Source organism: Enterococcus sp. NBRC 3427 (assembly GCF_007996925.1).
GTDB classification, from domain to species: domain Bacteria; phylum Bacillota; class Bacilli; order Lactobacillales; family Enterococcaceae; genus Enterococcus_B; species Enterococcus_B lactis.
On record NZ_BJLL01000008.1, the window covers coordinates 16934 to 30327 of the forward strand.

12 protein-coding genes and 1 pseudogene are annotated in these 13394 nt (G+C 37.6%); 3 read left to right on the forward strand and 10 right to left on the reverse strand.

The window, feature by feature from the left end:
• The first annotated feature begins 189 nt into the window (after nucleotides 1-189).
• Complete coding sequence (rpsD, locus tag ESP02_RS03060; RefSeq protein ID WP_002294265.1) at nucleotides 190-801, forward strand: 30S ribosomal protein S4; 612 nt, start codon at nucleotides 190-192, stop codon at nucleotides 799-801.
• 139 nt (nucleotides 802-940) lie between these two features.
• Nucleotides 941-1480, forward strand: coding sequence for a biotin transporter BioY (locus ESP02_RS03065; RefSeq protein WP_002372564.1), 540 nt, complete (start codon nucleotides 941-943; stop codon nucleotides 1478-1480).
• A 74-nt stretch (nucleotides 1481-1554) separates the two neighbouring features.
• Here the strand turns inward: ESP02_RS03065 and ESP02_RS03070 are convergent, their stop codons facing one another.
• The 6 genes and pseudogenes from ESP02_RS03070 to ESP02_RS03095 form a co-directional block, all read right to left on the reverse strand.
• Entirely contained in the window at nucleotides 1555-2064 is a 510-nt protein-coding gene (locus ESP02_RS03070) for a QueT transporter family protein (RefSeq protein WP_038398340.1), read from the reverse strand.
• 333 nt (nucleotides 2065-2397) lie between these two features.
• Complete coding sequence (locus tag ESP02_RS03075) at nucleotides 2398-3159, reverse strand: 3-oxoacyl-ACP reductase (protein WP_002372559.1); 762 nt, start codon at nucleotides 3157-3159, stop codon at nucleotides 2398-2400.
• Nucleotides 3156-3377 carry a DUF2829 domain-containing protein gene (locus ESP02_RS03080; RefSeq protein ID WP_002290506.1) on the reverse strand — a complete coding sequence of 74 codons (222 nt, stop codon included), beginning with the start codon at nucleotides 3375-3377 and terminating at the stop codon, nucleotides 3156-3158. The genes ESP02_RS03075 and ESP02_RS03080 overlap by 4 nt, the downstream gene beginning before the upstream one ends.
• A 19-nt stretch (nucleotides 3378-3396) precedes the next feature.
• A pseudogene (locus tag ESP02_RS03085) lies at nucleotides 3397-4983 on the reverse strand (helix-turn-helix domain-containing protein).
• Nucleotides 4983-5684 carry an LrgB family protein gene (locus tag ESP02_RS03090; protein WP_002315539.1) on the reverse strand — a complete coding sequence of 234 codons (702 nt, stop codon included), beginning with the start codon at nucleotides 5682-5684 and terminating at the stop codon, nucleotides 4983-4985. The pseudogene ESP02_RS03085 and the gene ESP02_RS03090 overlap by 1 nt, the downstream one beginning before the upstream one ends.
• Nucleotides 5677-6087: a CidA/LrgA family protein gene (locus ESP02_RS03095; protein WP_025478265.1), complete on the reverse strand. Its 411-nt coding sequence runs from the start codon at nucleotides 6085-6087 to the stop codon at nucleotides 5677-5679. The genes ESP02_RS03090 and ESP02_RS03095 overlap by 8 nt, the downstream gene beginning before the upstream one ends.
• Before the next feature lie 325 nt (nucleotides 6088-6412).
• On the opposite strand from ESP02_RS03095, the gene ESP02_RS03100 reads away from it, so the two are divergent.
• A complete protein-coding gene (locus ESP02_RS03100; protein WP_002290500.1) occupies nucleotides 6413-7147 on the forward strand; it encodes an MIP/aquaporin family protein in 735 nt (244 codons plus the stop codon).
• 92 nt (nucleotides 7148-7239) lie between these two features.
• Here ESP02_RS03100 and ESP02_RS03105 read toward each other — a convergent pair whose 3' ends face one another.
• The 4 genes from ESP02_RS03105 to ESP02_RS03120 form a co-directional block, all read right to left on the reverse strand.
• A complete protein-coding gene (locus ESP02_RS03105; RefSeq protein WP_002372552.1) occupies nucleotides 7240-8709 on the reverse strand; it encodes a helix-turn-helix domain-containing protein in 1470 nt (489 codons plus the stop codon).
• A gap of 264 nt (nucleotides 8710-8973) precedes the next feature.
• A complete protein-coding gene (locus tag ESP02_RS03110) occupies nucleotides 8974-10071 on the reverse strand; it encodes a DUF916 and DUF3324 domain-containing protein (RefSeq protein WP_029682494.1) in 1098 nt (365 codons plus the stop codon).
• A gap of 120 nt (nucleotides 10072-10191) precedes the next feature.
• The gene (locus tag ESP02_RS03115) at nucleotides 10192-12219 is read right to left on the reverse strand and encodes a MucBP domain-containing protein (RefSeq protein WP_002372548.1); all 2028 of its coding nucleotides are present in this window, start codon (nucleotides 12217-12219) and stop codon (nucleotides 10192-10194) included.
• A 55-nt stretch (nucleotides 12220-12274) separates the two neighbouring features.
• On the reverse strand, nucleotides 12275-13003 hold the full coding sequence (locus tag ESP02_RS03120; RefSeq protein WP_010731736.1) for a WxL domain-containing protein: 729 nt from the start codon (nucleotides 13001-13003) through the stop codon (nucleotides 12275-12277).
• Nucleotides 13004-13394: the final 391 nt, after the last annotated feature.

Sequence of the window (13394 nt, forward strand, 5' to 3'; positions counted from 1 at the left end):
ATATACTGTAGTTTGTGTAAAATAATGCAGCAGAAAAATAATAACTCATCCCTAGTTTGTTGCCCCGTCTCGGGTTCGATTGTGTAACCGCGGCTGCAAAGGTGAAGATTGAAGAACAAACTATATGATTATGAATTTTTCAACGGATTATTTTACTCCAAAAACTTATATTCATTGGAGGAAATTTTAATGTCTCGTTATACAGGACCATCATGGAAAATTTCTCGTCGCTTAGGCATCTCATTGTCAGGCACAGGAAAAGAATTAGCACGTCGCCCTTACGCACCAGGTCAACACGGACCTAACAGCCGTGGCAAACAATCAGAATACGGCATGCAATTAACTGAAAAACAAAAACTTCGTCACATGTACGGAATGAACGAACGTCAATTCCGTAACTTGTTCGTAAAAGCTAGCAAAATCAAAGAAGGTAAACATGGTGTTAACTTCATGATCTTACTAGAACAACGTTTAGACAATGTTGTTTACCGTTTAGGACTTGCAACGACTCGTCGTCAAGCACGTCAATTAGTTAACCATGGTCACATTTTAGTTGATGGCAAACGCGTTGATATCCCTTCATACCACGTAGAAGTGGGTCAAGTGATCTCAGTTCGTGAAAAATCACAAAATATCGTAACAGTAAAAGAAGCTGTAGAAGCAACTGTTGGACGTCCAGCATTCGTAAGCTTTGACGCTGAAAAATTGGAAGGTTCATTGACTCGTTTACCAGAACGTGACGAACTATATCCAGAAATCGACGAAGCTCTTGTCGTTGAATACTACAACCAAAGCTTATAATTTCAAAAGCTTTCTTGAAAAAGACCGCTATCTATTGGATAGTTGGTCTTTTTTTGTATTTTCTATTTACAAAGCAATCACTTTGTTTTACAATTTCGTTAACCAAATAAAAATATTAAGTTAACGAAAAGAGGGCGTTATGAACCGAACATTGAAAGAATTGATACTTGCTGCGGAATTTGCCGCGATTATTTCTGTCCTTTCTCAGATGACCATTCCTTTTGGTTTGGTTCCTTTGACAGGGCAAACATTTGCTATTGGACTGACAGCCACTTTTCTCGGAAGAAAACTGGGATTGATATCTGTTACAGTTTATCTTTTACTGGGTTTAATCGGTCTTCCTGTATTTTCAGGGATGACTGGAGGCATAGCTGTTTTATTTGGTCCAACTGGCGGATATTTGATTGGATTTCTCCTTCAAACATGGCTAACTGGCTGGATGATCGAAAAAACAGACGCTCATTACTTGTATGCAATCTTTGCCAATCTAATGGGTTCTCTTGCCGCATTAGTCTGTGGGACGATCTGGCTGAAGATAAGTGGCGACCTTACTTTTACAACTGCATTTGCCAGTGGGCTGCTGCCTTTTTTACTGCCGGAAGCAATCAAAGCAACTGGAGCAGCCTATATCGGTGTCTTGTTGAAGAAACGGCTAAATCGATTTCTTCGAACGAATTGAGCAAAAAAGCAACATGGAAGAAGACTCAACATCCGGTCTCTTCCACGCTGCCATATTTTAATTTAAACAGATCTTTATTTTGTCAAATCCATTTTTTTACCGATCCAATAAATAATTATCCCACCGACAATCATTGATGCCAATTCTCCTAAAGCAATCACCCACCAATTCAAGAAAAAAGGTAGTTGATATAAAATCGTTAGCTGACCAGCTACTGTAAACATGGAAAAAGCAAATACGCATGCTGTCACTGCCATTTTGATTTTCATGTTTTTGATGCGACTAGTGATTTTATAGTTGATAAGCAATACAATCAGCGTGCTGACGCTTCCTACTACAACATCTATCAGTCCAAGAGGAGAAGCAATATTAGCCAAAGCTACTCCCGCTGTTACCGCGACGATGTATCTTTTGTTATACAAGGACAGATAGTTGAACATCTCCGAGAGACGAATCTGAATCACTCCAAAGCTAAAAACAGACAAAACCAGCGTCACTGCCACATATAAACCAGTGACTAGCGCCATCCGAGTCACATCTGTCGTTGTCCAGCGTTTGGCTGAACGGGTATTATTTTTTTCCATGTTCTATTTCTCCTTTGCAAGATAATTTTATCTTGGTAATGACTGCGACCAAAGGATGGGAAGAAAATTCCAACTGAAGTGCCGCAGAAGGTTGTGAAAAAGCTGCCCTTCAACAAGTAATAAGAATAGTCAAATAAAAATAGCTCCTCCTATTTTTCATTTGGCTGGACTTATTACCGCAGTTGCAAGCTTTTGAACACCGTTTATATCAGAAGGTTGTGAAAAAGCTGTCTGACATCAAATGCCGGGAACAATCATCGACTTTCTTTTATCATCAACCATTTGGTTCTCTCTTTATTTCTTATCATACAGAAGCTTGAAAAAAACACAAGGTTATTTTAGCAACCAGCCACCGTCGATTGGAATAATCGTTCCTTGTATGTAGCTTGCTTGAGGAGAGGCAAGAAATAATGTCAGCTCCGCTACTTCTTCCGGCTGCGCCCATCGCTTGACTGGTGTTTCATTTGCCACCCACTCTGCCATCTCACCTTCCCCTTCAAAATCAGCCGCATTCATCGGCGTTTGGATGGCTCCTGGAGCAATTCCTTTTACTCGGATCCCCTGCTCTGCGTAATCCAGAGCGAGTTGTTTGGTAAAACCGACGATTGCATGTTTCGCACTTGTATAAGCGATCCCACCTCCGCCAGCAACCAAACCCGCGATCGAAGCCATGTTGATGATTGTTCCGCTTTTTCGGCGGATCATATCAGGAAGGATGATGTTTGTTAGATGATACATGCTTTTCACATTCGTTTCATAAATCAGATCCCACAGCGATTCGTCAGTTTCCATCAAGGATTTGTATGCATCTAGTACCCCCGCAGTATTCAATAAAATCGTAACTTCACCAAAATGATTTTGGCATTTCGATACCGCTTGCTGGAGTTCTTTCCTCTGTCGGACATCCCCTAGTGCGTAGGCAAAAGTTTCAGGAAATCGAAAAGAAAGTTCTTCCATTTTTCCAAATTTTTGATCTAATCCAAACACAAAGGCATCTTGTTCCAGAAAAGCTTGGGCTTGTGCGGCACCAATACCAGAAGCAGCTCCTGTAATAAATACGACCTGTTTAGCTAAATCTGGATAACGGTTTTTCATTCTACGATCGCCCAATCATCTGCTAAAATATCGCAAACTGTAGGAGCAAAGCTAGAAAAACCTTCATCACTTGTTTTGATCAATAAGTAAGGCGTCACCGGACAGCCATCAAATTCATCATCGGATACGAGAACAACATAAAGCTCAAATCCACTCCATCCTTTACGAATAATCTTTGCACCTTTTTTCAATTCTGGTAAAATTTCTTCAAATGTCATCTTTATTCTCCTTTTTTTGTTATTGTTTTGATTGTTTTTGTTTTTGAATCATTTCAAATTTTTGAGATAGCTGAATGTAATCTATCAATTTTAATTCTTCGGTCACAATAAAATAGTCAAGATCCGCCCATGGTTTTCGATGAACTTTACTTGTTGAAATCAAAAGATCCACTTCTCTTCCCCGATAATCCGTTGGTAGAAAAATCAGCTGATAATCATTACGGAAAAACGTCCGTAACCCCTCCTCTAACAGTTGCTCTTCAAATAATGGGAAATCTGTCATCAAGAGGATCGTGATCTTTGGAAGCTGTGGAGTAAAGGCTCCTAATGTTTTAAACACAGTCAGATACCGCCCCATCAAAAACGCATGATTTTTAAACGCCAGATGATTAGGCTGTTTGTGTCGGCTTTCAAAAAAGCGTACTAACCATTGTTTTAATTCCTTGTTTTCAATGACTAAATGATTAATGAAGTCACTACTGTTTCCATCAATCGTTTCTTTTGCGTTAGGAAAAAGATAGGCGAAAAAATGACTACTGAACAAATAGTTTTCTGCCTCAAAGGTCAGATTTTCCGCTGGTAGCTCCTGCTCTTCTTGATAAAGAGAAAGAGCTGCTTTTGCTTCAGAAAGAGCTGCAAAAGGCGGTGTTTCTGCTTGTTGATGGAAATCAAAGATTTTCTTCCGTATCTTAGGATCACTATAATATTCTTCACGCGTCATCAGAACAAGAAATAATGCGCCTAACTCGTCTTCTACTTGAAAATAATTAGGAAATACCGGCTCCATGACTTGGCAGAATCGCTGGAACAACAGATTGTCTGCGATCAGCCGTCTTTTTTTCTCATTCAATACCACATAATGCTTCTGTGATTTTCTTAAAAAAAAGGCACCTAGCATGTATTCCAATCGTCTTTTTTTGATTTCATTCAAACGAACGTTGAAAAAAGCCATGATATGTTCTGCCATATTTTTTACGTCCATTTGAGAAATCGTTTCAAACGGCCAGATTTTCCCTCGAAACAACTGCCAGAATGTCATATGCAAGTAAAGTCGAATGATTTCTTCTTCGCCTTGCGCGATATATGTACCTCGTTGCAGACGAATGCCATAAGTTTGCAGTTGCTGTTTCCATTCATTGATTTTTCGATGAGCAGTGGATTCACTAATGTAATGCTTTTGCGCAAATTGGTACATCGTGTGGAATTCTTCAAAAAAAATGTCGTGCAGCAGCTGGAATTTCAGCGTACTTTGCACGAGATAGATCAAAAAACGCTCATGTTCGATCGAATCGAGCGTATCATAAAAGTTATAACCGGAACGGTGATTTTTTGTAAACAAAGGGTGCGTCTTACCGCTAAACTGCTGATAGTTTTTAGACAGCTCGTTTAGGTATTTCGACACACTGCGGGCATCCAGCTGAACAACTTGCGCTAATTGTGCAGCAGTATGCCAAGCTTGATCCTCAAAACTTTCTAGGAGGAGAATCTTATAATATAGATCTTTATCAAATTGTTTAAGATACTCGGAAGACAAATACACGTCTTTCCCTCCTTTTTTATGCTAGAACGTTTTGGTTATTGTAGCATAAAATAGTGGTTTTCGCATCAAAACAAGCCAGCAAAAGGCTGAAAGAATAACGGCAGCAACAAAACGGTCAATATCCCATTTACGCATATCGCAAGCCCTGAAATGATCCCTTCTACTTCGCCGATCTCGATTGCTTTTGCTGTACCGATAGCATGAGAAGTACTTCCTAACGCCACACCGCGAGCAACGGGACTTTCGATCTTGAATAGGCGGAAAATATGAGTAGCGATCAGCGAGCCAAAAATACCTGTAGAGACCACAATTGCAAGAGTCACGGCATTCACCCCGCCCATCGTATGAGACAAATCGACAGAAATAGCCGTCGTTACAGATTTCGGTAGTAAGGAGATGACCATCTCTTTATGAAGAGAGAAGAAATAACCGATCCCTACACTAACCAAGCAATTTGCGACTATTCCTGCTAAAATCGCAGCTATTACAGGATAAAAATTTTCTTTCAGCAAACGGAAGTTTTTATAAAGCGGGATGGCAAGTGCCACTGTCGCAGGAGTAATCAGCATAGTCAAAAAATTGCCGCCGATATTATACTCTTTATAGCTGACGCCAGAAAAATGCAGAAATAAGATAATAACAACAATCGATAATACGAGAGGATTCAAAACAGGCAGTTTATATTTCCGCAAAAATTTGTCAGATAATACGTACACTCCTAAAGTCAAACTTAAGCCAAATAATGGATTCACAAAAAACTCAGTCAATTTGATTCTCCTCCATTTCGTTTACAGATACCCTGCCTGCTTTTTTCTTACGGACATAGACCAGCAAAGCTTCTACCCCTTCTGCCGTTTTTCCCGCTGCGACCATCGTGACGATGGAACACACGACGACTGCCCCCAATAAAATAGGCCATATCGAAGCAATGTCGTCAAAATATTCCAATAAACCTACACCAGCTGGAACAAATAAAATAGCTAGATTATTCAATAAAAAATCACCAGTTGCTCCGATTTTTTCAGGATCAACAAGATGCATTTCAAATGCTAAAAATAAAAAAAGAATCCCTAAGATACTCCCAGGAATAGGTAAATGAGCAAAAATTCGGATACCTTCTCCTAATACAGAAAAGAAAATAATAATGAAAAACTCTTGAAAAAATTTCATCAAACAACACTCCTTACGTATAGCTTTCATTTTACTAACAAACCTTTTCTGAAAGTTTCAAAACATGTTGTTTCTAAGATACAATTTTTGAGAAAAAAAACGTTTTTTTTTTGGTATATTTATAGTTAAGCTTGGTGATTTGTGGAGAACTTTTAAAAAGAGTTGGAGTTTTACTGTTGGTCTGGTTTCTTATACGTAATGGAAATCATTTTTTTATTCACATTTGTTAAGACTGCAGAAATCCTTCCGACACGAAACACTGCACCGATGCTTTTCGTGTTGATGTTTCTTTTTTTTTGCATTTTTATAACATTTGGAGGTATTTATGGATTACTCACTAATGACCCGTCTTGCGGCGGAAATGATTGGTACAGCATTACTAATCGTTCTAGGTAACGGTGCTGTAGCAAACGTAGATTTAAAAGGTACAAAAGGATATGGCAGCGACTGGATGCTGATTGCTGTCGGATATGGATTTGGGGTTATGATGCCGGCAATGATCTTTGGCGGAATCAGCGGTAACCACATCAACCCAGCATTTACGATCGCCTTAGCGTCTAACGGATTGTTCCCTTGGGCTGAAGTTGTTCCTTATATCATTGCACAATTGATTGGTGCAGCGATCGGACAATTGATCGTAGTGGCTTGTTACAAACCTTACTACGACCAAACAGAAGATGTAAACCATGTGTTAGGTACATTCTCAACAATCAACAGTGTTGGTTCTAAATTCAATGGTTTCGTCAATGAATTCTTTGGTTCATTCGTTTTATTCTTTGGAGCTTTAGGTATTACAAAAGCACCATTCTTCCAAGATAACCTTGGTACAGCTCACTTAGCACTTGGTTTCCTTGTATGGACATTAGTTGCTTCACTTGGTGGTCCTACAGGTCCTGGACTGAACCCAGCTCGTGACTTTGCACCACGTCTTGTACACGCATTACTTCCATTGAAACATAAAGGTTCTTCTCAATGGGGATATGCATGGGTACCCGTTGTTGCACCTATCTGTGCTGGTGTCGTAGCAGTATTCTTATATAAATTATTATTTATGGCTTAATTAAAAGCTAAATAAAAAAACTTGGTACAGCGATTGCGTACCAAGTTTTTTTATTTTTAGAAAAAGCAGTCAGACTTTCTAAAAGAAGTTCACTATTCGATCCTGTCGATGATTTCTTCAGGAAAATCGTCTATTTGCTTGTCAATTTTGCTGTCTTTGTATTTCTCTTCTTGGATAGTCAACAAAATCTTTGTAAGGTTCCCCCAGTCTACTGCTCTTGGCGGATCAAGCCAAACCACTACTTGAGACACACTTTCTTCATATAAATTGTTTCTATTCGTGATTATAACATCCGGAAAATCAGGCTTTCCAGCCTCTATCACTTCCGTATTCAGATTAATGTACAAACTTAAATTTTTCTTGATAAATCGATTATAGGCAGCACCATAAGAAAAATCGATGATGATTTTTACTGGCTCAGAAACCAGTTGAACGGGTATGTGATTGATCAATAACAATAAATAACTGAAAAAAAGAAAAAATTTATCTTGAAGCAACTCTTTGTGTTCTGACATTAAATCATTCATATACTCTAACAGATAGCAATAAAATGTAGGATAGTTTTGATTAAAAAAAGAAATATCTAGTGGAAATTCATCCGATTTATTAAGGGTATAATGCAAAAGTTTAAAATGTATTTTGGTTAACTCATCTTGGATCGATTTTCTTGTTTCTTTCGGTAACCGTTTGAACCGTTTTTCAAAACTTTCAATGAACCGCTCATTCAACCATTCGATTGTTTCATCTTCTTTTTTCCTCAAATACTTTTGATCTAACTTATCATGGAGATAAAGCCACGAGAGGGTCTTATAGATAAAAACAACTGATTCTGTCTCCAGTACTCCTTTTAGATAGAAAAATCCTATATCTGAGAAAAATAGCGGCTGATTGTTGACAATATCTAAAGAATCTTCTTGTTCAGACAATAGATTGATTGCTAAAAAGTGGAATAATTTCTTTTTTTCATAAGCGGAAAGAGGATAATACCGATTTAAATTTTTTACCATTTTTTCTGTTTTTATAATTATAGGTAGCGCATACAACTTTTCAACACTTATTTCTGTTGAGTTAAAAAGATTATATAAAAAAAGGCGGATGTTTTTAGGATTTCCTGCCAACTTTCTTTTCTCAAAAAAAATTTGATACTTTTTTAGATTTCTTTTCAGCCCTTGCAATACTTTATAAGCCACAGAATAACTCACATGATGCTGTTCAGCAAAATTTTCTATTGAGATATATTTTTCCTGAAAGAAAGCCAATACCATTTTCATGGATAAAGAATCTGTTATATAGCGAGATAATAGGGCTTTACTAGAACTTTTACCATTGATTTCCAAACATATCACCAATTCACTAACAGTTAGACGAAAATTTTTCTCTAAATCGAACATTTGTAAATCATGTTTTAGCTTATCGATAGTTTTTTTCAAGAGAAATGTCGATAACGATAGTTTCTCTTGAATATCCGAGATTGATTCTGATAAATTTGAGCTTGCTTCTAAATATTTAAGTAATGAATAACTTCTATAATCTTCCTTGCTTAAAAAAAACTCATAATTCATTATCCATCAGCTCTTTCTACGTATATTGCTGTTTCCATTCCTTCACTGCTACTATCCCTTCTTATTCATATTTCCTACATCGTCCCAACTGTACGCTACACAACCTGGAGGATCCGTTTATTGACCATTCTTGCTGTTAGACCTATTATAATGATTATATCATTTACTTATAGGCATCTACGCTAATACAAAAGCATTTTATACTATCGAAAAAGAACGTAAATATCACGCAATAAGGAAAAACTATTATTTGTTATTTTGTTCTTACTTTTCTTTCTCTTCTTTCTTTCTCAAAATAAACCAAAGGATAAGTATTAAAACGAACAACAAGAACATCAGCGCTTCCAAGATGTAGATCCAATTATTGGCCTTTTTAATCGTCACATCCTTCGTATTCAATTCCTTGGCTTCTTTCCCGTCTATCATAAACACTTTTTCAAATATCCATTGGTCGGTATAGTTGATGGTGGTATTTTCTTTTTTTCTTGAGAATTTTCCGTTTTCATTTTCATTTCCTAGAATGGTCATTGTGAGATGATATTCGCCTGGAGTTAGTGGCTGACCATCCAAAGCTGTTGGAAAAGAAAAGTTTGTATTCGGCGCAATCTGCAATCCTTCTTTTTCCTCCTGATATAAAACTTCAGAATGTCCTTTTTTTGTAATTTTTGTTTCAATAACTACTTGATTGACATAGGTTTTTTGATCATTTTGAACGTTTGCTAAAATGACATTTCTTGCATTGATTTGATCAGGTTCAACTTCATGGAGTACTAGATTAGGAGCAACTTCATTCAGTGTCTGTCGCATTAACAAGGCAACAGTATAGGCGTATTCATTCTCAATCGATAAGCTTTGATCCTTGTTTTCTGTTTGATCCTTTTCCGTCACAATTTCTTTGAATGTGATCCCACCGGCCAATACACCATCGAATCGATCTTTTGGCATCTTGGCATGGAAAACCACGGTTTGAACGCTTTTAGGTTCCAGTGTCACTGTCTCTGGATAACTCACATAGTCGATCAGATCAAAAATTAGACTTTCGTCTTTTTCAATCTCATTTTTTCCATATTCAACCATTACGTTTGAATTAGTCGTTGCGCTATTCACAGAAATGTCGATTTTCACTTCTTTTTCCGTATCATTTCTCAATTCTGCTTTTAATTCTACTTCCTGATCTGGAACAAGTTGAAGATCGAAATAAGTTTTTCTTTTATCGATTTGATTCTCCGAAGTTATTGGCGTCACCGAAAAATTGAATGCACTAGCCGTCACTGGTAAATGGTTAAAAAGTGTCCCTATAATAACTAGGAGTGTTACAAATAATTGCTGTTTTGGTTTCAAGAAAATTGCTCCTTTCATCATATGTAAGAAAAGACGGGAACAAAAGCGTGTCTCTGCAGTTGTAAGCTGTGCAGAAAATAAGTATTTATGGTTCCTGTTGTCCTTGGTGAACCATGCTTTTGTCCTCATCTTCTCTTTTTATTAATTTTCTGGGACATCTGCAAGGATCCAGGATAGTTTCCCCTCAAATGTTCCAATCCTTTGATTTTCTACAGGAATATCTATTCTGATTCCATGTTGAGATGTAGAATCTAAAATAGCAGACAAATCACTTTCGCCTTTTTGGTCACTTTCGAAAATCGTAACAGCAGATGACCCTATAACCGTTGTCTCTTCAGAAGTAACAAACGAAAGAGCTTCCGGGAGTTCAAACGTTCCATTTGTAAGAACTTTTTCTTGTTTCAATTGTAAGGTCCAACCTCCAGAAGCCCGTTCATCCACGATTTTCAATCCACCTGAGAACTGCCCAAATACACTTAATGGTTTACTGGATATTTTATGTTTCCCAAAATCAACATACTGAGGAGCCGCTGAAAGATAAAGCTTTCCTTTTCTGTAATAAAAATAGATATCTGCTGTATTTTCGGAAAAGACACCTTCTGTATTCGCTGAATCAGAGTCAAAAACATATCCCTCAATATCAATAGGAACTTCTTTATAATTCTCTCCGATTTTTCCAGTGATTGTTTTCATTTCTGCGAGATCATTTTGACTCTCTTTCTCTTTATAATAAACATGGACATCTATTTCCTTCAGCTTCGCAATCGTCAGACTTATATCATTTGATTGCTCAATTAACTTTGCATTCTCAAGATATTCAAAGTGCATAGTGAGTACCTTTTCGGGAATGACTTCTCGCAAGTCTGTTTCCAACTCAATAATCAATGTATCTCCAAGAACAAAATAATCTCCTAGATTGAGTGTGACTCGGTTTCCTGTTATCAGGATATCTTTGGCATCAACTTGATTTCCGTTGATCAAGATACGCTCAGGAATATTTAATTCTTGTGGTAGGTCTATACTAGTTTCCAATTTCTTATCTTCAAGAAAATTCCCAGTGACTTTCAATGTATTTCTGATAGTTATCTTATCGTTTCTTTCAACTTCAGCGATGGCCCCATAATCACTATCATTGACTTTTACATCAGCTGTTGATGACACATTAGATGGAAGTTGCGTCATCGCGATAGCGTTTTCTTGAAAAAATGTACCTGTTGAAGAAGTAAATCCCCAATTTACTTCTGTAGAACCGAATTGACTGATGAGATCAGGTACAATGTGAGAAGAGCGACCGACACCTTCCAGATCATAGGTGAGACTTCTTTGAGACGCGTCCCATTGAATGATTAATGTACGCCATGTACCATCAGAGAGAAAGGTAGGTGCTACTGTTACGCCAGTATGCTCTCCGGAATAATTGTTGTTATTTGGTTTAGGAGTGACAAAGGCGACATGTCCATGTCCCTTATTATCGGCAGTTATTTCACGATCCATTCGATCAGAAGAGCCACTATTTTTATATGTGTCGAACTCAATCGAGAGTGCATTTGCGACATAAGGCTGTCCTGATCGAGTCGAATAAGAACCAATTCCCATACCTGGAGAACCAATGACTTGACTGGGATCATTAGCCATTCTAGAATCACCAGTCAATGTAAAAGTCATACCATCTCCCGCTTTATCTCGTTGATCTCCTAAATATAAATAACATTTAAATGTAAAATCTGAGCGTAAATCGATTTTATTGTTTGACCAAATAGCTCCTCTTTGAGACCTCTCTGCTGGATTCAATTGCAATAGCTTCCCGTTTTCCAATATGGACGTGCTGGTACCGATGGGTTGTTGAAAAATCTTATCAATAGAAATAATATTGGGATCATTAGGCAGCCCCACTCGATAGGTCGGGGCATTCTCCAATGGCTGTTTGATTAACTCTTCAGATTCTTCTTTGTCAGTGGTCTCTTTACTGTCAGTAGTACTTGAATTCTCACTGCTTTCTTGGATCTGGCTGGATTCTGTTAAACGATCGAGTGTCGAAGCCTCTTTACTTTCTTCGACTCTTCTATTATCATTCACCAACTGATTCGATTCCAAAGAATACCCTATAATCGGAAAGATATTAGTCGCTAATAGACTGCTTAAAATGAGCGCGATCCTTCTCTTTTTCACTATATCTTTTCCTCCTGATCGTTGAATTCCCAGATGAACTGTTCTTGCAAGTAAACTAGTTATTAGGTGTATCTTCTAATGTCCAAACTAATTTAGTAGAATATTGTTGCGCTAACTTGACAGATGTACCAGGTACCGAAAGCTGTACCGCATCTTTATTTTCATTTTCATTCGCACCAAATCGATAGACCCAAGTCCCCACACCTGTTCCTGATTTAGCATTGATTGCTAACGTATTATTTCCTCCTGGTGTCAGCGTTAATTCAGAATTGACCGTTTCAGGTGTATATGTTGGATCAACCAAAGAAACAGCCTGTCCTTTCGTAAACTTCAGCTGTGCTCCAACTAGTTCGTCCCCACTGGCAGTTTTAAATTGTTCTGGTTGGGCTACACTTAATTTCCACCCAGATAGTGTTCCTCTTTTATCTGTCACTTGGACATATGTCGGTTTTTTAGAACCATCAGTCATTTCATCAGCAGATGCATAATACGTTTTATCTGCAGTAGAAATTTTTTGAGTCCCAAATTTGAATTTTGATCCATAATCAATCGATAATGCTCCTCCTGTTCCAGGACTTGGAGGGTCTACTGGATCGACAGGGACGTTGGGATCAGGATCTTCCGGATCAACTGGAGGAGTTATTCCCTCATCTCCTGCTTCAAATGTGATCGTTCCGTCTGTGTTATATTCCTTTGGGTATACTTCAGCTGCAGAAACAAAAGTCGTACTTACTGCCATACTGAATAACATCGTTGCTACTAATATAGTTTCTTTTTTCATCATTGCCATTCCTCTTTCTTTTTTTAATAAATATACAATCGATCCATAGCATATGTTTGCTTTACGGAACTTATGAGAGAGAAGAATATCGTCCCGTGTCTGCTCATATATGTCGATTAGTTGTTAGATGATTATCAGTCCGTTTTGATTCTTATTTTTCTATTGCCGCTTGATGCAATTAAAATTAGAACTATAGCTGTCATAGTCTTTAAAATCATTTGTACGTCTCACACCTCCATCCATCAAAATATGACTTGACTGTCAAGACTGCAATCAATAGTTATTATAAGTAAATAAAAAATACATATTATATTATTTTTTGACAGTATCAGATAAAAAAAGAATAAACGCTTGCATCTAGTACTCCCTATGTTATGAATCGATTGATCAAATA